We start from the raw sequence: 24,682 nt of genomic DNA, 5'->3' as shown, positions 1-24,682 counted from the left end.
TCACCCCAGGGCCACGGCACGGTACTCGAAGTGCGTACGGTTGGCGACCCGGGGTCAGGGGAGTCTTCCGTGCGCACCACCCGGGCGGGTGCCGTTCCGGGACGCGCGGTCCCGGAACGACCCCCTTCGAGTTCCCGGGGAGGTGACGCATGTCCGGCGCTCAGTCCCACGTCGTTCCGGCGGGTTCCCTGACGGACGCGTTGAGCCGGTTGAACATGTTCGTCATGCCGATCGTGAAGAGCAGCGCGGAGATCTGCTTCTCGTCGAACGCGTCGGTGACCCTGTCCCACAGTTCGTCGGGCACCGGCTCCTCCGACAGGTCGGCGAGGCGGGTGACCCGTTCGGTCAGCTCCAGGGCCGTCCGCTCGTCGTCGGTGAAGAACGGCGCCTCCCGCCAGGCCGCGACGGCCGCGATCCGCTCGGGTGTCTCACCCTCCTTGGTGAGGCCGTGGACGTGACCGTAGACGCAGGCGCTGCATCCGTTGATCTGGCTGGCGCGCAACGCGACCAGCTCCTTGAGCTGCTTGGAGATGCCGCCCTCCTCGATGGCCCGGACGAGGCCGCCGATCCCCTTCACGGCGCTCGGCAGGGCGTAGGCGGGGTTCTGCATCCGTGCTTGCATGGTCTCCTCCTGCGGTTTCGCATCGGCGCGGTTTCTGCGCCGGCCTTCACTGCACTGACGGAGCACCCGGGACGGATGTGACACGCCTGTTCGTCAGATCGTGAGGGTCGCCTCCACCGCGTAGTGGTCGGAGAGCGGCACGAGATCGCCGTCAGGGAGGCGGACGTGCTCCTCGAAGCGCAGCCGTGTGGTGGCCTCCACACCGGGCGTGACGAATATCTGGTCGATCGGCTCAAGAACCGCGTACTCGGGCCGGAAGGTGGGTGCGGTGTCGCCGTCGGTGGCGTCACGAAGACCCGTCCTGGACGCGAAATCGCGCAAATGCGCATGGGCGCGGGGAACGTTGAAGTCGCCCATGACGACCTTCGGTTCCGCCGGGTCGATTTTGCCGATGAGGGAGGCCAGTTCGCCCAACTCGGACTCCTCGACCTTCGTGTAGGCGTTGGCCGTGGACCAGTCCATGTCCATGTTCGCTGAGAGGTGCGTGTTGACTACGGTCAGAAACCCTTCCGGGAGCCGGACACGCGTGAACAGGGCCCCTTTGCGCAACAGCCATTCGGGCCGTGCCGGGCGGGTGGGCGTGAACGACTGGAAATGGCGGCGGGTGAGGGGACGGCGCGAAAGTGTCACCAGCCCGCCGCGCACGAGAGGGAAAGTCGACGCGTACGCGACGTGCTCGTACGACGTCGCGGCGCGGCGCAGGTGGGACAGGTTCCGTGGGGAGATGACCTCCTGAAGGCAGACGACGTCGTAGTCGGACTGCTCGATGAGCTGGGCGAACACCCCCAGGCGGTCCCGGGAGCGGTTCCGGAACAGGGTGTTGAACGTGAGGACGCGGACCCTCATGACGCGGGGCCGTACCCGGCGGCGCGGCGCCGTACTGCGTAGTCCCATTCGGCCATGCGGGCCACTCTACGTGGACGTGACGGCGACCCGCCGGATGGGCTGGCCAGGGCAAAATAATGGCAAAATCCCTAGCCGAAGTGCGCGGTGAGATGTCCGGTATGCGTTGATGTGACGGGAAGGCTCGTGCATCATTGAGGCCCAGCCCCGGCCGGTCTCTCGAAGGCGCGATACCTGCCCCTTGCCAAGGTGGTCATTGAAATTCGGACCACCACGGTAAGCCCCCCGCCACCGTTCACTCCGCGAGGCCCGAAGTGCCCCCGATACACCCCGCATATCACTCACCCGCCGACCGGCTCACATGCTCGACGGCCCGGTGCGGACGTCTGTCCTGTTTTCAGGTACGCGTGGAAACGGCGGCCGTCGCCTTGGACAGGCGCGGCGAACGCCCCTCCTGCGGCGCGCATCTCGGTGACGTCGTCCATGAGTTGGCGTTGTGGGCGCGGGGCCAGCCTCGGCGGCCCGCACGCGTCGTGGTGTACGCGATGACGGACGATCCGTCCTCGAACGCCACCGAACCCTTCGATCGGCTCGTCCTCGGCACCATCTCGGTGTGACCTCGGCCGCTTCCAGCCATTGCCTCCCACCGAAGGACTTGCGATATTGGGCGAGCACCGCCGTCAACGATCGGGCACGGAGCCGGTCACGGGGGCTGCCGCCGCGAACCACCCCGCCGATACGACCATGATGACCCTTTCCGAGACATCACCGCCCCTGTCCGCCTACAAGAGGGTCGCCAGCCACGACATCGACGTTCTCCACGACGCGGTCGAACCGTTCGCCGTGGGCCACGACCTCCAGGCACGCCGTCCCGGCACGCCGCTGGACGGCCAGGTCAACGCGCTCGGCGTCGGCGCGGTCAACCTCGTCTGGGTGCGGTACGGCGGCGACGGCGTCATCGTGGACGCGCCGCCCACCGAGGGACACTTCGCCATGTGCGTGCCCCTCGCGCCCATGGACATCGAATACCGGGTCTCCAACAGTCGACACACCATCGGCGACAGCCACGTCCTGCCCCACGACGAGCCGATGCGGGTGATCCCCGACCCTGCCCAGGGCTGTCTCGTCATCGCGACGAGCGCCGGGCGCCTCACCGACCATCTGTCCCGTCACCTCGGGGGCGAGCACGCCCCACCGCTGCGTTTCCTGCGCACCGGCAGACCGGCGCTGGCGTCCTCGATCATCGAACGCACCTGGCGGCACGTCTGCGACATGCTCGACGACGCGACGGCGGGCGGCGGGCTCCACCCGATGGCGGAACGCACTCTGGAAGAGTCGCTGCTCACCGCCATCCTGCTCGGCCTGCCGCACACGGCGACCGGCAGCCTCACGCAGGCGCCGTCCCCGCCCCCGCACCGCCTCGCGGGCGTCATCCGCGAATGGGTCGAGGCCCACCATCACCGTCCGATCGGCGTCACCGACATCGCCGCGGCGGTGGGCATCAGCGTCCGGCAACTCCAGGTCATCTGCCAGGAGCAGTGGGGCGTCACCCCGACGCGGCTGCTGCGCGCGGTGCGGCTCGACCACGCCCGCGCGGCGCTCCTCGCCGCCCGGCCCGGTCCGCGCACCGTCACGGACGTCGCCGAGGCGGCCGGATACCTGCACATGAGCCGTTTCGCCGCCCACTACCGGCAGCGATTCGGGGAGACGCCCACCCAGACCGTCAGGCGGAACGCGGCGCCGTAGGGCGCCCGTTCGCGCGGGCGCGGGCGAGCGCGGGGGTCTCCGGGGCGCCGTCCACGTGTTCGGCGAACTCGGCGACCCAGCGGGCGATCAGGTCGGGATGGCTGCGCGCCACCCAGTGCCCGGCCGGTGCGCGGCGCACGTACAGGCGGGTCGCCTGCCCGCGGGCGGACAGCAGCAGCGACGGCGACGCGTACCGGTCCCTGATCGGGACGATGAGCTGGACGGGCACGTCCGTGCGCCCGTCCCCGTCCCGGCTCGTGCCGCGTCGCAGCAGGTTCGCCCGGTACAGGCCGAGCCCGTTGCGGGCGTCCTCCGGAAGCGTCCTGGCCGGATGGCCGTCCCGGGGAGCGGCCCCCTCCCGCATCCTCAGCACCTGCGGAAACCCGAGGGCGACCAGGCGCGCCATGGCCTCGCCGACCTTCGGCGCCACCAGCACGGGCATGTAGGCGCTGCGCATCGCCTGGTCGGCGACCTGGAGCACGCCCCGCGGCCCCGACCGGACCGTCCGGGCGATCCAGGCCGCCATGTGCCGCCCGTCCGGCCCGGAGATCGAGGTGAACGACTTGATCCGGTGCCGTAGCCGGTCGCCGATCACGGCCTCCCAGCCCTGCACCGAACCCCAGTCGTGGCCGACCAGGTGGACGGGCTCGCCGGCGCCGACACCGTCCAGGACGGCTCCGAGGTCGCCGACGAGCGCGTCCAACCCGTAGTCGGCCGGGTCGGACGGGCTGGTGGACGCCCCGGCCCCGCGCACGTCGTACACGACGACGCGGAACCGTCCGGCGAGCCGGTCGGCGACCTCGTCCCACACCGCGCCCGTGTCCGGATATCCGTGGACGAGCACGACCGTCGACCGGTGCTCCTCACCCCGCACGCGTACGGCCAGCTGGATCTCGCCCGACCTCACCCGCTGCTCTCGCATGGCTCGCCCGTCAGGACGGGTCCGCCTGGAGCCCGGTGCAGTCGCGCAGGCCGTTCCACCGCTGGAGGGCGGACTGCGCCGCCGCGCCCTTCAGCGGGATCGGGAGGCCGCCGGAGATCCGCGCGGGCGCCCACTTGTCCTTGACGACCTTGCCGTCCTGTACGCGCAGGAACAGCACCCCGGACTCCGCGGTCTTGCCGTTCGCGGAGTAGAACACGAAGTTGCCCATGCCGTAGTGGACGTACGCGTTGTCCAGGTAGCCGCCGCCGAGCGGAATGTGCGCGTGGCCTCCGACGACGATGTCGGCGCCCGCCGCGACGAGTTGCTTGGCGAGTTCCTGCTGGCGCGGCAGCGGGCAAGGCTGAAGCTCCGCTCCCCAGTGCAGGTGGACGATGACGACGTCGGCTCCCTGGCGCGCCTCCTTCACCGCCTGCACCATCCGGGGGACGTCCTTCGCCGACGCGAGCCCGCCCTTGGTGTCGGTGGCCGTCCACGCCTGGATCAGGTTGTCGTCCAGTACCTGGGTCGCACCGACGATGGCGAGTTTGTTGCCCTTGACGGTGACGCGGTACGGACGGAAGGCGTCGTTGGCGTTCTTACCGATGCCGACGACGGGGAACCCGCTGCGTTTGATGGCGGCCAGCGACTCGCGCAGGCCGCCTTCCATGTAGTCCATGCCGTGGTTGTTCGCCATGGACACGACGTCGACCCCGGCGGCCTTGAGCGCGGTGAACGCGGTCGGCGGGGCGCGGAACGTGAACGCCTTGGGCGCGGGCGTCCCACCGCCCGTCGTGATCGCCGTCTCCAGGTTGATCATGGCGAGGTCGGCGGCGCGCAACTGCTTCGCCACCGGCCCGAGCGCCGTTTCGGGGTTGCCGAGCCGGGACCGCAGCATCCCCTCGAAATGCGTGTCGCCGCCGAACGCGAGAAGGATCGGCTGTTTGGCGCGCGGCGCGGACGACCTCCCGCCGGAAGAGCCGCCCTTCCCCTTGGACGCGGACGGCTTCGTCGCGCCCTCCACGGTGGACCCGTCGGTGCCGCCGCACGCCGCCGCGGCCAGCGCCATCGTCCCGGCCACGGCCGCCGCCGCGACCCTCCTGGCACCCCTGCCCATCGCCCACCTCCCGCCCGGCCCGACACGGACCCGCTCCATCGGACGCCCAGCATCCCACGGCGGGCGTTCACGTCCACCCCACGGGTGTCACCCGACCCGCTAAAGATCCACGTCTTCGAGCCGTGAGGTGGGGGCGCTGACCGTGTGGTTTAGGCCCTGCCCGCTACAGGTAGGTATGACTGGCCGCGGGGGAACGCGGAAAGCTAGGGTCGCGACAGGGAGCCGGCACGACCGCGGAGGAGGGGACATGGAACGCCGAGCGAAGATCTTCCGTCGTATGTCCCGGCCGCAGGGATCGACGCGGCTGGCCGATGCGACCGAAAGCCTCGAACACGTCCGCGGTCTCGACCGCGTCATCCGCGTCATGGCCACGGGGGTGCGGCGGACGCTGCGTCCCGGGCCGGTGAAGGACGCCCTCCACGGCGTCCCCCTCGGGCATCCGGCGCACCCGCCGCTGTCCGACATGCCGATCGGGTTCTGGGTGTCCGCGGCCGTTCTCGACCTTCTGCCGGGCGGGCGCCGGGCGTCCCAGACGCTCGTGGCGGCCGGGCTCGCGAGCGCCGTCCCGACCGTCCTCACCGGAATCGCCGACTGGTCGGCGCTGCACCGCGAGCAGCAGCGCGTCGGCCTCGTCCACGCGGCGGGCATGGCCACGGCGAGCACGCTGTACACGGTGTCGCTCGTGGCCCGCGGCCAGGGACGGGACGCCGCCGGACGCGCCTTCGGCTTCGCCGGGCTCGGCGTTCTGTTCGCGGGCGCCTACCTCGGTGGCCATCTGGCGTTCCGGCAGGCCGCGGGCGCCAGCCACGCCGACCAGATCAGCCACCTTGTCCCGCTCGGCTGGCACGACCTGTGCGCCGCCGACGAACTGCCGGACGGCTGGCCCGTCCATCGCCGCCTCGGCTACATCAGCCTGTTCGTCCTGCGGAAGGGCGGCGACATCCACGTCCTCGCCGACCGGTGCAGCCACCTCGCCGGGCCGTTGCACCAGGGGCGCATCGTCACCGACGACAACGCCGACACCTGCGTCATCTGCCCGTGGCACGGCAGCACGTTCCGCGTGGACGACGGCTCCGTCGTGCACGGCCCGGCGACCGCGCGCCAGCCCGCGTTCGAGTCCCGCGTAACCGACGAGGGCACCGTCCAGGTCCGTCCCTACTGAGGTCCGCGCCGACCAGGCCGCACCTGGCGTCCCGCATGAACGGATTCGGACCGCACGTGAAGACGCACGCCTTGCTCGGCAGTGGAAGCGCGGCCACATCGATCCGGCGAGGCATCGGTGGGGCGAGAGTCCACCGGGAGGGAAAACCCGGAACTAGGCGTTTTCGGGAGGGACGGAGACGGGGTGTTCGACGAGGGCGAGGACGCGGCTGGACATGAAGCGGGCCGTGCGGACGGCGGTGCCCGTGCGGGTCACCTCGCTGACCTCCACGACGCCACGCCGGTTGGCGATCTCCACGCGGCGGCCCGCACGGCTCGCCACGACCTCGTACGTTCGCGTTCCCTCGCCCCCGGCATCGATGACGATCTCGACCCTGTCGCCCTTCATCGGCACGAACCTCCGGTAGTCGAACGTATATTCGATCTATACCCCGAAAGGCGGGCCGCCAACCGCGTGCGGCGGGGCGTACGGCCTGGTCAGGCAAGCAGATTGACGATCGCGATGACGCCGACCGCGACGATGACGCCGCGCAGCGCCAGCGGCGGGATACGGCGGCCGACCCTGGCCCCCAGCAGCCCGCCGACCGTGGTGCCGAGCGCGATGAGCAGCACCACACCCCAGTCGATCTTCGTGTCGAAGAACATCCAGGTGAGGATGAACAGCACCGCGGCGGCCCCGTTCACGACGGCCGACAGAACGATCTTGGCCGCGTTCACCCGCTGGAGCTCCTCGTCCAGCAGGATGCCGAGGAGCGCGATGAGGATGATGCCCTGCGCGGCGCCGAAATAGCCGCCGTAGACGCCCGTGAGCAGGATGGCGACCCAGAGCACCGGGCCGCCATGGGGACGGTGCTCACCCTCCCGGCGCCGCAGCACCCACCGCTGGAGGCGCGGCTGCGCCACCACCAGGATCAACGCGATCATGATCAGCGCGATGACGATGACGTTGAACGCCTCCGCCGGGAGACCGAGCAGGAGGAGGGCGCCGATCACGGCGCCGATGACGGAGGCGATGGCGAACCGCAGCAGCCGCGAGCGCTGCCCCCGCAACTCCTCGCGGTACCCGTAGGCTCCGGCCACGCCGCCCGGGACGAGCCCGAGGTTGTTGGACACGTTCGCCACCACCGGCGGATACCCGAGCGCCACCAGGGTCGGGAACGTGATCAGGGACCCGGATCCGACGATCGTGTTGATGCCGCCCGCGGCGACCCCGGCCGCGAACACGGCGACCGCGTCCAGGACGTCCACGTAAGCACCACCCCGGCCCTATGAGATCCCCACGGCGCACACATCGTAGGTTCCACGCCGCCCTCAACCGTCGATGGGGTGGCGGTTCCTGGGTGATTAAATCGGATTCAGCGGGTGGAACGTGCGTACCAGCGGCCATTCTGACGGTCCACGGCGAGCGGAAGGCCGAATGTGGCCGACAGGTGCTCCGCGGTGAACACCTCGTCCACCTTGCCCTGCGTGACGACCTCACCGCCGCGCAGCAGCAACGCGTGCGTGAAACCCTCGGGGACCTCTTCCACGTGGTGGGTGACCAACGCCATCGTGGGCGCGGCGGGGTCGTCGGCGAGGGCGGCGAGACGGGTGACGAGGTCTTCGCGTCCGCCGAGATCGAGGCCCGCGGCGGGCTCGTCCAGCAACAGCAGTTCGGGGTCGGGCATCATCGCGCGGGCGATCTGGACGCGTTTGCGCTCGCCCTCCGACAGCGTGCCGAACGTGCGGCGGACCAGATCGGCGCAGCCGAGCGCGTCGAGCAGCGCGACCGCGCGGTCCACGTCCGTGGAGTCGTACTCCTCCCGCCAGCGTCCGAGGATCGCGTACGAAGCGGTCAGCACCAGGTCGATGACCTTCTCCTCGGGCGGCACCTCCGCCGCGAGGGACGAGCTGGCGAGGCCGATCCGGGGACGCAACTCGAACACGTCCGTGCGGCCGAGCCGCTCCTCCAGCAGGACGGCCGTGCCCTCGGTCGGATGCATCATCGCGGCCGCGATCTGGAGCAGGGTCGTCTTGCCCGCGCCGTTCGGTCCGACGATGACCCACCGGTCGCCCTCGTTCACCGTCCATGTGACATCGCGCAGCAGGTTCGACCTCCCGCGCCTGACCCCGACTCCGCGGAGCTGAAGTACCTCGCCGGCCATCGCGCGCCTTCGTCCAATCCGCTGGTCCCTGAATTCTCAGGAAAGAACCTATGCGATGCCTTGGTGGACGTGGCGCCCGGGTTTGCCGTCGGAGAGGCTTCGGCGCAAGAGGTTCCTTACGGTCCGGTGGCGTCGTCGGTCCGAACGCTTATGGTGGGTCGCATGCCCATCAGGGAGTGTTGGGAACGGCGATGAGCAAGGACGTTGCGACCGCACTGGCCGCCTGGGGCAATGCCTGGCTGGCGGGTCACGTCGGCCTGGACGAGGCGGTCGACGCGGTCGAGAAGAGTTCCGGGCCGCAGATCCTCGACTGCGAATCCGCCGAGGTGCCGTTGCGCCGCGGCCTCGGCGAACTGCGCGTCGGCGGGATGACGGCGCTGCGGCTGTCGCTGCCCGAACCGGGCGACCCGCTGGGGCTGACCGGCCCGCCCGCCCTCAACCGCGCCGCGATCGACGCGGGCGCCGCCGTCCTAGCCGTGCTCGGCGACCGGACCATCGGGCTCGTCCCGTCGGAGGACCGGCGCGGCTCGTCGTACGTCGGGGTCCGCTGGGCCGCCCATGACGCGTCGCCCGGCCCGCCGGACGTCCCGTCCCTCGCGGACGCCGACCGGCAGCTCACCCTGGCGATGCGGGACGCCACCGAGGCGCTGGTGACCGTCGACGACGTCGCCGCCGTTCCACCCGAGATCACCGACGCGCTCGCCGCGCTGCGCGACCCGGACCGCGGCGACCATCCACTCGCCCCCGGCTACCCGGCCCGCGCGCACCGCGTCGCCGCGCTCGCGCGCCGCCTGTCCCTCGTCGTCGACCTCGCCCGACAGATGGACGACCGTGGCCTCGGAGCCGACCAGATACGCCGCCGGGGTGAGGCCCTGCGGCTGCTGGACGGTGCCGTCCGGCGGGCCCTCGTCGCCGCGTGCAACAGCGCGTTCGACCCCGTCCCGTAATGAGAAACGGGGCGCCCCCGGAAGGGACGCCCCGTTCATCGTGACTCGGCTCAGTTGCGGACCACGATGGTGTTGCAGATCTTGTCGGCGAAGGTCTGCTTGCGCTCGTCCCACAGCGGCCAGAGGTAGCCGATGCAGCACAGGGCCTGGTCGAGGAAGTGCGCGAGCCGGCGAACGAACGCCATGCCGAACCCGATCGGCTGACCGGTCTGCGCGCTGACGAGCCGGATGCCCATCTGCCGCTTGCCGATCGTCTGGCCCGTGGTGCCCTCCTGGTAGCACAACCACAGGGCGCCACCGAACTGGACGCCGATGGCGATGATGTAGAACAACACGCCGATCAGGGCGGCGCCGCTGCTGCCGGAACCGAACAGCAGGCCCGCGACGATGAAGAGCACAATGGCCGGAGCCGCGATGACCAGGCCGTCGATGATGAGGCCACCCGCCCGCGAACCCCACTCGGCCAGCTGACCGGTCGAGCCGTAGTGGTGGTGGTGCACCTCCTGGTAGCCCGCCTGTGCGGGCTGCGCCGGCGCCCCGTACCCGGGCTGCGCGGCGGGAGGCGGCTGCTGCCCGTAGCCGGGCTGCGCGGCGGGCTGGCCGTAGCCCGGCTGCTGCTGACCGTAGCCCGGCTGGGCCGGAGGCTGGCCGTACCCGGGCTGGGCCGGGGGCTGCTGGCCGTACCCGGGCTGTTGCTGCCCGTAGCCCGGCTGCTGGCCGTAGGGGTCGTAGGGGTTACCCACACTTGCTCCTTATTGATTGACCCTGTCTTAGGTGACGCCCGCCGGACCCGGTGGGCTCCGCAAGTCTGACCGAGGACCGACCGCGGCTCAAACCCGCAGAACGCCGAACCGGACGAGCTGCCACAGCTCCGACCCCACCAGGGCGGTGCCGAGCATCCAGGCACGGGTTGTCGGCTGGAGTGCCCACCACCGTCGTCCCGTGCCCAGCGGCGCGAGCACCAGCGCGACCGCGCCGGTGAGGGCCACCGGGTTCGCGAGCACGGCCTGACCGGGACGGCCCGAACCGAGCTCGATGAAGACGGTGGTCCCCCCGCACAGGGGACACGGAATTCCGGTGAACGCCCGAAGGGGACAGAGCACGCCGGGGTCGTTGACACGGTGGATCCATGCCGCGCCGATGGCCGCGACGGCCAACGCCGCGACGCGCAGCACGACACCCTGGGGTCCGTGCCGCGCCGCGGTGAGGGTCCGGTCGACGAGCCCGCCGAGCGCACCTCGCGGTGCACCGGCGACCACCGTCCCGGGCGACTCCCCCAACGAAATCCTCCGCCTCGATGACATACAGGTGAGTGACCCGTATATCGGGTTCACCCGGAGGCGGGTCAAGCCCGGACCACGATCCGCGATCGGACCGTTACCCCACGCTCGGCGACACCGCCCCAGAGCAAGAGTAGGACAAATCACCAGCTACGTGGGCGTCCTTTCGCCCGAACCGTCGAACGAATCCCCAAACCCCCGACGCTGCCACACCTGAGACGACTCGCCCCGTTTCAGACGGAGAACCGGTCCAGCACGAAGCGGCAGGACGGGCCGGCGGCGCCGCCTCGGGTGGTGCGAGATCTGTTGACGCGGACTCTCGAAACGAGAGGAGCGGGCGGGGGATCGACGGTCAGTGCGGCGTTAGGGCATGCCGGAGGAGCATCGCGGGAAAAGCGGGGCGGGGGGCGAGCACGGGTCGGCAGGGCTCGCGGCGTCTGCTCGGCTTGTGCGGGGCGTGTCGAGGCGGACGCTGGGTCAGGACTGGGCGGCCGCGCCCACGATCAGGGGGGGTTCGTTGCCGGTGACGTGGTCGGGTTCGACGACGTCGGCGACGACCGCGGTGATGTTGTCGGGGCCGCCGTTGTCGCGGGCCTGCTCGATCAGGCGGTCGACGGCGCGTTGCGGGTCGGCCTCGGCGGAGAGCACCTCGTAGATGCGCTGGGCGTCGACCGGGCCGCTCAGGCCGTCCGAGCAGAGGAGGTACCGGTCGCCGAGGCGGGCCTCGCGGAGGCGCAGGTCGGGTTCGCGGTCCTCGCGTCCGTCCAGGACCCGGTAGAGCACGTGCGACAGGCGGGACGTCTCGGCGGGGTCGGCCTGCTGGCCCGCCTGTTCCGCCTCCGCCTTGAGCAGTTCGTCCATGGTGTGGTCCTGCGTCATCTGGAACAGCTCGCCGTCGCGCAGGAGGTAGCCGCGCGAGTCGCCGACGTGCGCGAGGGCGACCGCGTCGCCCGACCAGAGCATGGCGGTGAGCGTGGTGCCCATGCGGCTCAGGTCGGGACGTTCCTCCCGGACGATGCGCAGCTTCTCATTGGCCTCCGCCACGGCGCGGCCCAGTATCTCGACGAGGTCGTCCTTGGGGGCGCCCGTGTCCAGGGAGCGCAACGAGCCGATCACGGTGGAACTCGCGACTTCGCCGCCCGCGTAGCCGCCCATGCCGTCCGCGACCGCGATCAGCCGCGCACCGGCGTAACCCGAGTCCTCGTTGTTCTCTCGGTTGCAGCCGATGTCGCTGCCTGCTGCGTATCTGATTGCTACGTTCATACCAATTTCGATGACGATCCGGTCAGAGGAGTTGTATCAGTCACGGGCGGCGGCGTCGCCATCGGCGTCGGACGGGCCGACGCCGTGCCGGACGGCGTACAGAGCCGCCTGTGTACGATCCTGGACTCCCAGTTTCATGAGCAGATTACTGACGTGCGTCTTGACCGTCTTCTCGGACACCACGAGCGCACGGGCGATCTCCCGGTTGGACCTGCCCCGCGCGATATGCACGAGCACCTCCCGTTCGCGTTCGGTCAGCGCGGCCAGGCCGCGGTCGTCATGCGATTCCGGCCCGCCCGCCAGCATCGCCTCGGCCGCGTCGGCCGCGAAAAGCACATGTCCATCGTTGACCGCCCGGATCGCCTGGACGAGCGCCTGCGGGTCGACGTCCTTGTACAGGTACCCGGCAGCGCCCGCTTGAACGGCGGGCAGCACATGCCCGCGTTCGGTGACGCTGGTCAGGACCAGGACCCGTGCCGCGACCCCGCGCGCCCGCAGCTCCGTCAGCGCGACCAGGCCGTCGGCGCCCGGCATCTTGAGGTCCATGAGCACGATATCGGGCTCCAGGGATTCGGCCAGCTTCACGGCCGACACGCCGTCCTCGGCCTCGCCGACGACCTCGATGTCGTCCTGGATGCCGAGGAAGGTGCGCAGCCCCTGCCGGACGACCGGATGGTCGTCGGCGATCAGGACCCTGATCGGCCCGCGCCCGTTCGCGGTCACAGCGGCACCTCCAGCCGGACGGTCGTGCCCTTCCCCGGCGCGGCGTCGATCGTCAGCTCCCCGCCGATCGAGTACGCGCGGTCGCGCATGGACGCGAGGCCCAGCCCGTTCTGCGGCTCGGCCGTCCCGCCGCCGGACGCGTCGAACCCGGAGCCGTCGTCGGCGACCTCCAGCACGGCCTGGCCGTCCCTGGTGCCGAGTCGCACCTCCACGGTCCGCGCGCCGGCGTGCCGCAGCGCGTTGTAGAGCGCCTCCTGGGTGATGCGGAACGCGACGGCCTCGTGCTCCTCGGGGAGGACGACGGCCTCGTCGGCGGCGATGCGCACGCTCGTCTCGTGCGCGCGGTCGAGGACCTCGACGTGCTTGCGCAGCGAGGCGACGAGTCCGTCCACGAGGTCGGCCGGACGCAGCTCGAAGATCACGGCGCGGAGTTCGGCGAGGGCCTCGGCGGCGAGCCGCTCGACCTGTTCCAGCTCCCGGACGGTCCGGGCCGGATCCCGCTCGGCCAGCGCGGACGCGGTGCGGGCGGTCAGGCGCAGCGAGAACAGCTTCTGCGCGACGGCGTCGTGCAGCTCACGGGCCATGCGGTTGCGTTCGGCGACGACCGTCAGTTCCCGGTTGTGCTCGTACAGGCGGGCGTTGGTGATGGCGATCGCGGCGTGCGCGGCGAACAGGGTGAGCAGCTCTTCGTCCTCGTCGGTGAAACCGCCGGGGCTCCGCTTGTTGGCGAGGAAGACGATGCCGAGGACGCTCTCGCCGTCGCGGATCGGGACGCCGAGGAAGTCCTTCAGGACGGGATGCGCGTGCGGCCACCCCTCAAACTCCGGTTCCCTGCGGATGTCGGTGAGCCGTTTCGGCGCGTCGTCGCGCAGCATCGCGGCGAGCATCCCGTGCTGGCGGGGCAGCGGGCCGATGCGCTCCCAGTCCTCCTCGGTGACGCCCTCGACGACGAACTCGGCGAACGAGCCCTCGTCGTCCGGGACGCCGAGCGCCGCGTACCGGACGTCCAGCAGCCGCGCCGCCGCCCGCACGATCACCTGGAGGACCTCGTGGACGGACAGATGCCGGGTCACCGCGAGCACGGCGGAGCTCACGGCGTGCAGGGTCGCGCCCTGATCGCCGCGGCGGCCGTCGCCCGTTTCCATCCGGTCTCTCGTCTCCGCTGGCCGAGCACCCGATGGCGCTCACATGTGAAGACCGTACTCGCTGCGCGGCCCTTCCCGAATCAGCCCCCGGGAGGACGTCTCCGCCCGCGCGGTCGAGACGTCCGGGACGCCGGTCCTAGGACCATCTGACCAGCACCCGAACGGGCCCTCGGCCGATGCCGCGAAGCCCGCGGGTCCCTAGCGTCGAGAGCATGAGAACAGCATTGATCACCGGGGCCTCGCGGGGGCTCGGCCGGGCACTGGCCCGCGAGCTCGCCCGGGACGGCTGGCGGCTCGTCGTCGACGCGCGGGACGCGGACGCGCTCTCGGCGGCGGCCCGCGCCATCGGCGGCGACGCCGACCCGGGGAACATCACCGCGATCGCCGGGGACGTCGCCGACCCGGCGCACCGCGCCGACCTCGTCCGCGCGGTGGACGGCGGGCTCGACCTGCTCGTCAACAACGCGAGCACCCTCGGCCCGACACCGATGCACCGGCTCGCGGCCCTGCCCGTCACCGACCTGGCGGACACGTTCGCGACGAACGTCCTGGCGCCGCTGGCGCTGATCCAGGACGTCCTGCCGGGCCTGCGGGAACGGCGCGGCGCGATCCTGAACGTCACCTCGGACGCGGCCGTGGAGAACTACGAGACGTGGGGCGGCTACGGGTTGACGAAGGCGGCCCTGGAGCAGTTGTCGAACGTCCTCGCCGCCGAGGAGCCCGAGGTGGCCGTGTGGTGGGCGGATCCGGGCGAGATGAACACCGACATGCTGCGCGCGGCCGGTGAGGACGCCGACGCCGCTCCGCCGCCGGAGGAGGCCGCGGCCGCGTTCCACCGCCTTGTGACCGAGCGTCCGCCCAGTGGACGCTACCGGGCCGCCGACCTGGCCGGCACGCGATGACCACCGTCCTCGAACCCGAACACACGGCGGGGGCCGTCCCCGGGCGGGGCCTGCTCGGCGCCGGATACCGGGGGACGACGTTCGGGATCGTCCTGGTCGTCACGCTGCTGGCGTTCGAGACCATGGCCGTCGGAACCGTGATGCCGGTCGTCGCGGACGACCTCGACGGCCTGTCCCTGTACGCGTGGGGCTTCAGCGCCACGCTGATCATGAGCCTGCTGTCGACGGTGCTGGCGGGCGGCTGGATCGACCGGTCGGGGCCCGTCCGACCGCTCATGATCGGGCTCGGCACCTTCGTCGCCGGGCTGCTGGTCGCGGGCGCGGCGCCGACCATGTGGCTGTTCGTCGTGGGCCGCGCCGTGCAGGGCCTCGGCACGGGCGTGTCGCTGGTCGCGCTGTACGTCGTGATCGCCCGCGTGTACCCGGAGGCGCTGCGTTCCCGGGTGTTCGCGGCGCTGTCGGCGGCGTGGGTGCTGCCGTCGCTGATCGGCCCGGCGGTCGGCGGGGTCGTCGCCGAGCACGTCGACTGGCGCTGGGTGTTCCTCGGGCTGGTCCCGCTGGTGATCCCGCCGACGCTGCTGCTGGTGCCCGCGCTGCGCGGCATCGAGAAGACCAGGGGCTCCGCGTCCGAGGGCAGGGGCCGCGTGGTGGCCGCCGTCGCGGTCGCGGCCGGTGCCGGGATCCTGCTGTACGGCCTGGACAGGTCCGCCTGGACGATGGCGCTCGCCGCCATCGCCGGGGTCGGGGGCCTCGCCTACGGGCTGCCGAGGCTGCTGCCCGCCGGGACGCTCCGGCTGCGCCGCGGGCTGCCGAGCGTCGTCCTCGTCCGGGGCCTGCTCGCCGGGGCGTTCTTCGGCGCCGACGTGTTCATCCCGCTGGCGCTGACCCGGCTGCACGACTTCACCGCGACGCAGGCGGGGATCGTGTTGACCGTCGGGGCGCTCGGCTGGTCGGCGGCGTCGCAGATCCAGGGCCGGTCCGAGCGTCCCCGCGAGTTCTACGCGCTGCTCGGCGCCGTGCTCGTCACGGTCGGGACCCTCGCCGTCGCGGTCGCGCTCCAGATCTCCGGCTGGCTCGCCGTGCCCGCGTGGATCATCGGCGGCGCCGGAATGGGCTTCTCGATCGGCAGCCTCTCCGTCCTGCTTCTCGACCTGTCGCCCGAGGACGAGCAGGGCGTCAACTCGTCCGCGTTGCAGATCAGCGACACCCTCGGCTCCTCCCTCGTGGTCGGGATCGCGGGCGCGCTGGTCACCGGCTTCGGCGGCGACCGGCTCGGCACGGGCCTCGCCGTCGCCGGGGCGCTGTTCGCGGCGATCGCCGCGTTCGGTGTGATCGCCGCACTTCGCCTGGAGGTCCGGACATGACTGTAGATTTCACCCTTCCCACCGCTTTGGAGGCCCATGAGCCTCCGGAGGCGCGCGGCCGGACCCGCGACGGCGTCCGGCTCCTCGTCTCCCGCCGCGCCACCGGCGAGATCACCCACCACGAGTTCCGCGACCTGCCGGACCTGCTCGACCCGGGCGACCTCCTGGTCGTCAACACCTCGTCCACGCTGCCCGCCGCCGTCCGGCTCGACCGGATCAGCGTGCACTTCTCCACGCCGGTCCCGGGCGCTGACGACCGGCTCTGGCTCGTCGAACTTCGCCGCATCACCGGCAAGGCCAGCAAGCCCTACACGGGCGGCTGCGCCGGCGAGTGGATCCCCCTTCCCGGCGGCGCCACCCTGACCCTCGTCGGACGCCACGGGAAGTCAGAACGGCTCTGGGAAGCGCGGTTGAGCACGGACGTCGTCCCTTACCTGCGGCGCCACGGCACACCGATCCGGTACGGGTACGTCCGCCGAGACTGGCCGACCGCCGCCTACCAGACCGTGTTCGCCCACGACCGGTCCACCGGCAGCGCCGAGATGCCGAGCGCCGCCCGCCCCTTCACACCCGAACTGGTGACCCGGCTCGTGGCGCGCGGCGTCCTCATGGCGCCGATCACGTTGCACACCGGCGTCGCGTCGCCCGAGGCCCACGAACCGCCCTACGCCGAACGCTACGAGGTCCCCGGCTCGACGGCCGCGCTGGTCGAACACGTCCGCTCCCACGGCGGCCGGGTCATCGCCGTCGGCACGACCGCCGTTCGGGCCCTGGAGACGTCCGTGGACGCCTCCGGGCACGTCAGGGCGTCCACCGGGTGGACGGAGCACGTCGTGACTCCCGACCGCGGCGTCCGGGCCGTGGACGGCCTCCTCACCGGCCTGCACGAACCGAGGTCGTCCCACCTGATGATGCTCACCGCCCTCGCGGGCCCCGACCTGCTCACCGCCACCTACGACGCCGCCCTCACCGAGGGCTACCTCTGGCACGAATTCGGCGACGCGAACCTCATTCTGGCCTGAGCGGACGCGCGGCGGACCCTCGTGCACGGACCGTTCATCTCCGCCCGGTACCGTTGTGACCAGCTATGGACGGGTCAGCGCAACGCACACTGCTCATCACGCTCACCGGGCGCGACCGGCCCGGCGTGACCTCGCGACTGTTCACCACACTCGCCGAGTTCCCGCTCACCGTCGCCGACGTCGAGCAGGTCGTCATCCGGGGGCGGCTCATCCTCGGCGTCCTGCTCTCCTACAGCGAGGGCACCGACATCGGCCGCGTCTGGAACGCCGCCGAACGCGTCGCGAACGACCTCGACATGGAGATCGAGTTGGCGACGGGCCGCAACAAGCGGACACCGAAGCGCCGCGGCCGCCTCCACGTCACCGTCCTCGGCGCGCCGCTGAAGCCCGCCGCCATGGCCGGGATCTCCGGCCGGATCTCCGCGCACGGCGCCAACATCGACCGCATCGAACGGCTCGCGCACACGCCCGTCACCTGCATCGAGATGGACGTGTCCGGCGCCGACCCCGACGCCCTGCGCGCCGGGCTCGCCGCCGAGGCCGCGCAGCAGCAGGTGGACGTCGCCGTCCAGCAGAGCGGCCTGCACCGGCGCGCGAAACGCCTGATCGTCATGGACGTCGACTCCACCCTCATCCAGGGCGAGGTCATCGAACTGCTCGCCGAGCACGCCGGCTGTCTCGACGAGGTCGCCAAGGTCACCGAGGCCGCGATGCGCGGCGAACTCGACTTCGAGGGCTCCCTCCGCGAACGCGTCGCGCTCCTCGCCGGGCTGGACGCCGCCGCGATCGACGACGTCCGCGACAAGGTCCGGCTCGCCGCGGGCGCCCGCACCATGGTCCGCACGCTGAAGCGCCTCGACTACAAGTTCGCCATCGTCAGCGGCGGCTTCACCCAGGTCACCGACGCCCTCGTCGAGGATCTCGGCATCGACTACTCCGCCGCCAACACTTTGGAGATCGAGAACGGCAAGATCACCGGCCGGATCATCGGCCCGGTCATCGACCGCGCCGGCAAGGCCACCGCCCTCGAACGCTTCGCCCGCGAGGCCGGGATCCCGATCAGCCAGACCGTCGCCATCGGCGACGGCGCCAACGACCTCGACATGCTCCAGGCGGCGGGCCTCGGCATCGCCTACAACGCCAAACCCGTCGTCCGGCAGGCCGCCGACACCGCCGTGAGCGTCCCCTACCTCGACACGATCCTGTTCCTCCTCGGCATCTCCCACGAGGAGGTAGAGGCCGCCGACGCCCTCGACCCCCAGGGAACCGGCTGAATCCTCGGGGGGACGCACCGTGCACAGGCGGGCGCGCGAAGCCTACGCCCAGGTGGGCGGGGCCGCGGCGCCGATGTACGGGGTGGCGGCGGCGCTCGCCATGGCGGTGCCGCTGCTCGTCGGCGCGCTGACCGGCCACGACGCGCAGGGCTCGATGATCGCGCTGGGCGCGTACCTGGTGGCGTTGCGGGCGCCGGAAGGCCCGTACGGGGCACGGGCCAGGGACCTCGCCGTCGGGGTTCTCGTCGTCTCCGTCGGGGCCGCGGTCGGCGGGCTGCTCGCCGGGCACACCTGGCCGTCCGTCATCGTCGTCCCGCCGCTGATCGCGCTCGGCGTCGCCGTGCCGCGGATCGGGCCCACGGCCGGGCTCGCGGTGCTGCTCAGCGCCGTCCGGCCGCCGTCCGCCGACGTCATCGGCATCGGGCTGCTGGAGTTGACCGGCGGGCTGCTCACCGCCGGTCTCCTCCTCGCACCATGGCCCGCGCGGCGGCTCCGTCCCCTGCGCGCGGCCCTGAGCGACGCCGCCGACGCGGTCGCCGAGGCGCTGGACGCGGTCGCGCAGGACGTCGCGGCCCCCGACAGCAGCCCCCTCGACGCGGTCGACCTGACGAACCCGGACCTGCTCGCCGTCACCCGTATCCCCGACTGGGAGGCCAAACGGCGCGCTGCGTCCGAGGCGCTCACCGCGGCACGCACCACCTACGGCCTCTACAGATCGGGACGCAGCGACCCGACCCGACCGGAACGACTCATCGACGGCCTAGGCCGCGTCCTCCACGAGACGGTGACGCTCCAGGCCGTCCTGGAGGCCGCGAAGAACTACCCACCGGACCGCGACTGGGAACTCGAGACACGGACCGCGATCTCGGCGCTCGCCGCACGCCTGCGGCTGCTGGCCGGCGCCATCGCCACCGCCGGTGACGCGCCGCTCGGCGGGGAGGAGTCCGCCGCCGTCCGCCGCATGGGACGGGCCGCCGAACACATCAGACGCGCCGGGCTCGCCGGCGACGAGGACCTCATCGCGGTGTCGCTGATCGGCCAGGTGCGCCGCTCGATCGACCGCATCGCGGGCGAGGTCGCGTCCACCCGCCGCATCGTCGCGGGCGGCCTGCGGCTCCGCCCCCGCGCGCCCAAAATGCCGGAGACTCTCGACCCGATGCCGATCTGGGCGCGGATGCGGCGCGCCGTCCGCACCCGCTCCCCCGGATTCCGGCAGGTCGCACGCGTCTTCGTGACGGCCCTCGTGGCGATGTCGCTGGCCGCCGCCCTCGGCCTCTCCCACGGGCACTGGATGACGATCACCGCGATGCTGAGCCTGCGCGCCACCTACGGCGAGACGGTCGAACGGGTCGTCCAGCGCGTCGGCGGCACCGCCGCCGGATCCGTCATCGCCGCCGTGATCCTCACCCTCGCCCCCGGCCCACCCACCGTCGCCGTGATCGTCTTCGGTTTCGCGCTCGCCGGATTCGCCATGCGCGCGGTCAACTACGCCTACTGGGCCCTGTTCGGAACCCCCTTGGCGATGATGCTGCTCGACTTCTCCACACCCGCCGACTGGCGCACCGCCGGGGAACGGATCGTGCTGACCTTCGCCGGGACACTCCTGACCTACCTCGCCGTAAGGCTGCTTTGGCCCACCGGTCACCTCGAACGGCTACCCGTCCAACTCGAACGGCTCCTCAGCGCCCACGCCCGTCTCGTCCGGACGACGGCGGACGTCCTCGCCGGGGAACGCGTCCGGCTCCCCCACGACACGATCGTCGCCGCCGAACGCTCCGCGGAGGCCGTCGCCGAGACCCGCGCCCGCCTCGGCCACGAACGCCTCCCCGACCTCGATCTGATCGGAGAACTCCGCACCGCCGTGGACGCCGCGCACCGCACCCGCGACCACCTCATCGCCGTCGCGCGGCTGTCCCGCGAGGAGGCCGTCGACACCGGCCCGATCCCCGAAATCCTGGACCGCCTGGCCGACCAACTCGAAGAGGCCGCGGAGAACCTGGAGGAACCCGAGGACATCGACCCGGACGCGGCCACCCCCGCCGACGAACTCCGCGAAGAACTAGCCGATCTCGACTCCCACCTGTCCACGCTGACCCGCCGCCGCCGCGCCGAGATCAAGTCGGGCGTCGGGCGGGACGACTTCACCCCCGTCCAGCACGCCCTCTTCCAGGTATCCGGCACCCGCCACACCATCAGATCACTACGCCGCGACACCGCCACGGTCATCGAGTCATCCCTGTCCGCCGCCACCCCACGCCCCTGAACCGTGTCTCAGCGGCGCACAGGCGTCCGCCACACCCCGATCCAGCGACGCGAGACGGGCATCAGCGCACTCCATGAAACGACGTAGAGTTCGCCGACGGCCCGGCGCCGTCACCAGCGTCCATGGGCAGTACAGCTAGTCCTTCGGCGTGTGGACCGTACGAAGCGTTCCGACGCCCGGACGGACGTCCGCCCACGTGCCCGGCACCTCGATCACGGCGAGCGCGCAGGTCGGGAACGCGTCCGGCGCCTCCCCGGAGAGGTCATGGACGAGCTGGTGCACGGACGGGTTGTGCCCGACCAGCAACACCCGCTCGACGTCGTCCGGGACCTGGGCGACCAGGTCGAGCAGCCCGTCCGGGTCGTTGTCGTAGATGCCGGACTCGAACCTCACCTCGGCGTCGACCGCGAGCAGGGCCAACGTCTCCCGCGTCCGCGCGGCCGTGGAGCAGAGCACCAGCCGGGGAACGAGATCGTTGGCCCGCAGCCACTCCCCGGCCGCCGCGGCGTCCCGCCGTCCGCGCTCATTGAGCGTTCGATCGACGTCCGGGATCCCCAACCCCGCGACGGCCTTGGCGTGACGAAGCACTACTAGTTCTGGCATCTCTCTCCTCCATCGGCCCGGGGATCGTCGAGAAACGCGACGCGATCACCGGCATCGTCTCGCTTCTGCTTCAGCCCCCGGCCGGGCCTTCGGACGCGATCGCGAACCTGGAGATCGTGGCGGGGTCGCCGTGGTGACCGGTGTCGTCGCGGAACGCGGGACGCCGTGCTCACAGGAAACGCGCGGCGGACGTCAGGGGGCGACGAGGGCCGCCAGGCCCCAGATCAGAAGCAGGATGCCGAGCATCGCGCCGAGCATGAGCGCCATGCCCTTCGGTCCCGACATCGTCGGCTTGTCGCCGCTCGCCACAGCGCCTCCCGCGTTCACTGCTCCCGCGCCGCCCGATGGACGTCCGCACTTCCCAACAGCGTATGGCCGCCGTCCACCAGACCATAACGAGGCACCCACACGGCTGAGCCGCACCCGGCCGTGACGACCCCGAGACACCGTCCCCAACCGCGACTGGAGACCGACGGCAGCTGCGCCGTCGCTCCTCATGGTGAACGCTCAGGCTTTGTGAGCCTGTCCGAGCCTTTCGGACGCAGGCGTCCGCGCCGGTCACCGGGCCCACGGTGGCGGGCACGCCACCGATCCCGCCGATCGACCAGTCAGGCCCTGCCGAAGACTCTCCACCACACAGACCTCCACAAACGCCGACCAGCCGGTCACCGGCCCGGAGGGGGTGGCTGCGGGACATCGTCCTCGAAATGCGCACGGGGACCGGTGGCGGGTGAGCCACCGGTCCCCGTGGTCAGACGGTCAGGCCTTGTTCGTGGACGATTCTTCGGTTCCGGACTCGGCCGCGGTGCCGTTGTCGGCGCCGACGGCCGCCTCCTCGGGGGCGCCCTTCTCGATGGCGCCGCCCTTGGCCGCGCCGCTCTCCGTCGCGCTCGGCTCGGGCGGGCCGCCCTCGACGGCGGGTTCGGCGATCGGGTCGGCGCGCCGCTTGGAGACGAGGATGGCCGCGACCACGACGGCGACGGACAGCGCGGTCACCGCGACCCGCAGGACCATGTTGCCCGCGTAGGTCACGACCGCGTCCGCGATCAGCAACGCGACCAGGTTCATCACCTTGATCAGCGGGTTGATCGCGGGCCCGGCGGTGTCCTTGAACGGGTCGCCGACGGTGTCACCGATGATCGTGGCCTCGTGCGCCTCGCTGCCCTTGCCGCCGAGGTGGCCCTCCTCGACGAGCTTCTTGGCGTTGTCCCAGGCGCCGCCGGAGTTGGCGAGGAACACCGCCATCAGCACACCGGCCGCGATCGCGCCGCCCAGGTACGCGCCGAGCGGCGCGTAGCCGAGGGCGAAACCGACCGCGATCGGGGTCATGATCGCCAGCAGTCCGGGGGTGGCGAGCTCACGCTGCGCGTCCCGGGTGCAGATGTCCACGACCCGGTCGTAGTCGGGCTTCTCGGTGTAGTCCATGATCCCGGGCTTGGTGCGGAACTGCTCGCGCACCTCGACGACGACGCGTCCGGCCGCGCGGCCGACCGCCATGATCGCCAGGCCGGAGAACAGGAACACCACCGCGGCGCCGATGATCAGACCGATCAGGACGTTCGGGTTGTCGATCGACAGGCTGAAGACGCTGAAGTCGCCGAGGGCGTCCTTGGCGTCGTCGGACGCGTCGTTCAGCGCGGAGATGACCGTCGTCCGGAACGAGCCGAACAACGCCGTCGCGGCGAGCACGGCCGTGGCGATCGCGATGCCCTTGGTGATCGCCTTGGTGGTGTTGCCGACGGCGTCCAGCCGCTCCAGGACGGCCGCGGCCTCGCCCTGCACGTCCCCGGACATCTCGGCGATGCCCTGCGCGTTGTCGGACACGGGACCGAAGGTGTCCATCGAGACGATCACGCCGACCGTGGTCAGCAGCCCGGTACCGGCCATCGCCACCGCGAACAGCGCGACGGTGGTGTTGCCGAAGCCGAGCAGGAACGCCCCGTACACGGCGCCGCCGATGACGAGCGCGGTGTAGACGGCGGACTCCAGGCCGAGCGAGATACCGGACAGGATGACGGTCGCGGGGCCCGTGCGGGCGCTGTTGGTGACCTCCTGGACCGGCTTGCGGTTCGTCTCGGTGAAGTAGCCGGTGAGTAGCTGGATCGCACTGGCCAGCACGATGCCGATGATGACCGCGCCGAGCGCCACCAGGCGCGGGTCGGCGTCCAGGCCGCGGATCTCGGTGTCGGTGACGCCGTTCAGCTCGGCGAACGACGAGGGCAGGTACGCGAACGCGGCGATCGCCACGAGCACCGCCGAGATCGCCGCGGAGATGAAGAAGCCCCGGTTGATCGCCGTCATACCGGAGCGGTCGCCTTCGCGGGGCGCCACCGCGAAGATTCCGATCACCGCGGTGATGACACCGATCATCGGGACGATCAGCGGGAACACCAGGCCCTCGGTACCGAACGCCGCGGTGCCGAGGATGAGCGCCGCGACCAGCATCACCGCGTACGACTCGAACAGGTCGGCGGCCATGCCCGCGCAGTCGCCGACGTTGTCGCCCACGTTGTCGGCGATGGTGGCGGCGTTGCGCGGGTCGTCCTCGGGGATGCCCTGCTCGACCTTGCCGACCAGGTCGGCGCCGACGTCGGCGGCCTTGGTGAAGATGCCGCCGCCGACCCGCATGAACATCGCGAGCAGCGCCGCACCGAAACCGAAGCCCTCCAGGACCTTGGGCGCGTCGCCCTGGTAGGCCAACACGACGACCGCCGCGCCGAACAGGCCGAGCCCGACGGTGAACATGCCCGCGACGCCGCCGGTGCGGAACGCGATGCGCATCGCGACCCGCTCGCCGCCCTCCTCACGGGCGGCCGCGGCGACCCGGACGTTGCCCCGGACCGCCAGCCACATGCCGGTGAACCCGGTGACGGCCGAGAACAGCGCACCGATGACGAAGAAGACCGACCGTCCGATCCGCTCACCGGTGGAGTCGGCCGGCAGCAGCAACAGAACGAGCGGGATCAGGACGACGAAGACCGCGACCGTTCGGAACTGGCGTTTCAGATAGGCACCCGCGCCTACCTGAACGGCCCGCGCGATCTCTTGCATCTTCGTGGTGCCCTGGCCCGCGGCCAGTACCTCACGTACGAGACCCGCGGCGACGGCCAGTGCCAACAGTGCGATCACGGCGACGACGACGACCAAAGAAAGGTCGCCGCCGCCGAGATCCACCTCCGCGCTGGCCGGGCTTGACAGGGAAAGCCCAGACATCCGTCCTCCTCGACAGGGGTTTTGCGATCTCGACCGTCAAAAGACGATCTTTACCGCGTACCCCGCGAGTCATGATTTCGAACGCCTCGCACGGCAGCGCGGGTCCCGGGAGTCTACGCACGCGACAGTCG

The 24,682-nt window shown here is 71.4% G+C and carries 23 protein-coding genes; 9 read left to right on the top strand and 14 right to left on the bottom strand.

From position 1 onward, the window contains the following. Positions 1-160 precede the first annotated feature (160 nt). Together D0T12_RS02470 and D0T12_RS02465 are read right to left on the bottom strand one after the other, a co-directional pair. Entirely contained in the window at positions 161-622 is a 462-nt protein-coding gene (locus tag D0T12_RS02470; RefSeq protein ID WP_117397584.1) for a carboxymuconolactone decarboxylase family protein, read from the bottom strand. A 93-nt stretch (positions 623-715) separates the two neighbouring features. Continuing rightward, positions 716-1,468 carry an endonuclease/exonuclease/phosphatase family protein gene (locus D0T12_RS02465; RefSeq protein ID WP_158581371.1) on the bottom strand — a complete coding sequence of 251 codons (753 nt, stop codon included), beginning with the start codon at positions 1,466-1,468 and terminating at the stop codon, positions 716-718. A gap of 404 nt (positions 1,469-1,872) precedes the next feature. On the opposite strand from D0T12_RS02465, the gene D0T12_RS02460 reads away from it, so the two are divergent. Both D0T12_RS02460 and D0T12_RS02455 read left to right on the top strand, forming a co-directional pair. Beyond that, positions 1,873-2,082, top strand: a complete 210-nt coding sequence (locus D0T12_RS02460; protein ID WP_117397582.1) for a hypothetical protein — start codon at positions 1,873-1,875, stop codon at positions 2,080-2,082. 127 nt (positions 2,083-2,209) lie between these two features. Next, on the top strand, positions 2,210-3,211 hold the full coding sequence (locus D0T12_RS02455; protein WP_117397581.1) for an AraC family transcriptional regulator: 1,002 nt from the start codon (positions 2,210-2,212) through the stop codon (positions 3,209-3,211). Here D0T12_RS02455 and D0T12_RS02450 read toward each other — a convergent pair. Next, positions 3,189-4,133, bottom strand: a complete 945-nt coding sequence (locus tag D0T12_RS02450) for an alpha/beta fold hydrolase (RefSeq protein ID WP_117397580.1) — start codon at positions 4,131-4,133, stop codon at positions 3,189-3,191. The two genes, D0T12_RS02455 and D0T12_RS02450, sit on opposite strands and share 23 nt — an antisense overlap. Positions 4,134-4,143: 10 nt before the next feature. Next, positions 4,144-5,247, bottom strand: coding sequence for a CapA family protein (locus tag D0T12_RS02445; protein ID WP_117397579.1), 1,104 nt, complete (start codon positions 5,245-5,247; stop codon positions 4,144-4,146). 247 nt (positions 5,248-5,494) lie between these two features. On the opposite strand from D0T12_RS02445, the gene D0T12_RS02440 reads away from it, so the two are divergent. Next, a complete protein-coding gene (locus D0T12_RS02440; RefSeq protein WP_117397578.1) occupies positions 5,495-6,409 on the top strand; it encodes a Rieske (2Fe-2S) protein in 915 nt (304 codons plus the stop codon). A 153-nt stretch (positions 6,410-6,562) separates the two neighbouring features. Here the strand turns inward: D0T12_RS02440 and D0T12_RS02435 are convergent, their stop codons facing one another. From D0T12_RS02435 to D0T12_RS02425, 3 genes are all read right to left on the bottom strand, one after another. After that, positions 6,563-6,796, bottom strand: coding sequence for a hypothetical protein (locus D0T12_RS02435; protein ID WP_117397577.1), 234 nt, complete (start codon positions 6,794-6,796; stop codon positions 6,563-6,565). Between the two features lie 89 nt (positions 6,797-6,885). Next, positions 6,886-7,656, bottom strand: coding sequence for a sulfite exporter TauE/SafE family protein (locus D0T12_RS02430; protein WP_117397576.1), 771 nt, complete (start codon positions 7,654-7,656; stop codon positions 6,886-6,888). Between the two features lie 107 nt (positions 7,657-7,763). After that, positions 7,764-8,552 carry an ABC transporter ATP-binding protein gene (locus D0T12_RS02425; protein ID WP_117397575.1) on the bottom strand — a complete coding sequence of 263 codons (789 nt, stop codon included), beginning with the start codon at positions 8,550-8,552 and terminating at the stop codon, positions 7,764-7,766. A gap of 191 nt (positions 8,553-8,743) precedes the next feature. On the opposite strand from D0T12_RS02425, the gene D0T12_RS02420 reads away from it, so the two are divergent. Continuing rightward, positions 8,744-9,499: a hypothetical protein gene (locus D0T12_RS02420; protein WP_117397574.1), complete on the top strand. Its 756-nt coding sequence runs from the start codon at positions 8,744-8,746 to the stop codon at positions 9,497-9,499. A gap of 50 nt (positions 9,500-9,549) precedes the next feature. Here the strand turns inward: D0T12_RS02420 and D0T12_RS02415 are convergent, their stop codons facing one another. The 5 genes from D0T12_RS02415 to D0T12_RS02395 form a co-directional block, all read right to left on the bottom strand. Further along, positions 9,550-10,242: an RDD family protein gene (locus tag D0T12_RS02415; protein ID WP_117397573.1), complete on the bottom strand. Its 693-nt coding sequence runs from the start codon at positions 10,240-10,242 to the stop codon at positions 9,550-9,552. Between the two features lie 87 nt (positions 10,243-10,329). Next, positions 10,330-10,779, bottom strand: a complete 450-nt coding sequence (locus D0T12_RS02410) for a DUF2752 domain-containing protein (RefSeq protein ID WP_233525809.1) — start codon at positions 10,777-10,779, stop codon at positions 10,330-10,332. Positions 10,780-11,256: 477 nt separating this feature from the next. Beyond that, positions 11,257-12,042 carry a PP2C family protein-serine/threonine phosphatase gene (locus tag D0T12_RS02405; RefSeq protein ID WP_117397571.1) on the bottom strand — a complete coding sequence of 262 codons (786 nt, stop codon included), beginning with the start codon at positions 12,040-12,042 and terminating at the stop codon, positions 11,257-11,259. 36 nt (positions 12,043-12,078) lie between these two features. Further along, positions 12,079-12,765: a response regulator gene (locus D0T12_RS02400; RefSeq protein WP_117397570.1), complete on the bottom strand. Its 687-nt coding sequence runs from the start codon at positions 12,763-12,765 to the stop codon at positions 12,079-12,081. Next, on the bottom strand, positions 12,762-13,910 hold the full coding sequence (locus tag D0T12_RS02395) for a GAF domain-containing sensor histidine kinase (RefSeq protein ID WP_117397569.1): 1,149 nt from the start codon (positions 13,908-13,910) through the stop codon (positions 12,762-12,764). Before D0T12_RS02395 ends, D0T12_RS02400 begins: the two co-directional genes overlap by 4 nt. A 212-nt stretch (positions 13,911-14,122) precedes the next feature. Between D0T12_RS02395 and D0T12_RS02390 the strand changes: the two genes are divergently transcribed. From D0T12_RS02390 to D0T12_RS02370, 5 genes are all read left to right on the top strand, one after another. Continuing rightward, positions 14,123-14,812 carry an SDR family NAD(P)-dependent oxidoreductase gene (locus D0T12_RS02390; protein WP_117397568.1) on the top strand — a complete coding sequence of 230 codons (690 nt, stop codon included), beginning with the start codon at positions 14,123-14,125 and terminating at the stop codon, positions 14,810-14,812. Continuing rightward, the gene (locus D0T12_RS02385; protein ID WP_117397567.1) at positions 14,809-16,176 is read left to right on the top strand and encodes an MFS transporter; all 1,368 of its coding nucleotides are present in this window, start codon (positions 14,809-14,811) and stop codon (positions 16,174-16,176) included. Before D0T12_RS02390 ends, D0T12_RS02385 begins: the two co-directional genes overlap by 4 nt. Next, entirely contained in the window at positions 16,173-17,198 is a 1,026-nt protein-coding gene (locus D0T12_RS02380) for an S-adenosylmethionine:tRNA ribosyltransferase-isomerase (protein ID WP_117397566.1), read from the top strand. The genes D0T12_RS02385 and D0T12_RS02380 overlap by 4 nt, the downstream gene beginning before the upstream one ends. A gap of 65 nt (positions 17,199-17,263) precedes the next feature. Then, a complete protein-coding gene (serB, locus tag D0T12_RS02375) occupies positions 17,264-18,472 on the top strand; it encodes a phosphoserine phosphatase SerB (protein WP_117397565.1) in 1,209 nt (402 codons plus the stop codon). A 19-nt stretch (positions 18,473-18,491) separates the two neighbouring features. After that, positions 18,492-20,735, top strand: a complete 2,244-nt coding sequence (locus D0T12_RS02370) for an FUSC family protein (protein WP_117397564.1) — start codon at positions 18,492-18,494, stop codon at positions 20,733-20,735. 135 nt (positions 20,736-20,870) lie between these two features. Here D0T12_RS02370 and D0T12_RS02365 read toward each other — a convergent pair whose 3' ends face one another. After that, positions 20,871-21,338 (bottom strand): SixA phosphatase family protein, encoded by a 468-nt coding sequence (locus D0T12_RS02365; protein WP_117397563.1) that lies wholly within the window; start codon positions 21,336-21,338, stop codon positions 20,871-20,873. Between the two features lie 759 nt (positions 21,339-22,097). Continuing rightward, on the bottom strand, positions 22,098-24,551 hold the full coding sequence (locus D0T12_RS02360; RefSeq protein ID WP_233525808.1) for a sodium-translocating pyrophosphatase: 2,454 nt from the start codon (positions 24,549-24,551) through the stop codon (positions 22,098-22,100). Between the last annotated feature and the right edge of the window lie 131 nt (positions 24,552-24,682).

The sequence above is a fragment of the Actinomadura spongiicola genome, from assembly GCF_003432485.1.
Lineage (GTDB): Bacteria > Actinomycetota > Actinomycetes > Streptosporangiales > Streptosporangiaceae > Spirillospora > Spirillospora spongiicola.
The sequence above is the reverse complement of the archived record's forward strand: the minus strand, read 5'-3'. Positions and strand labels throughout refer to the sequence as shown.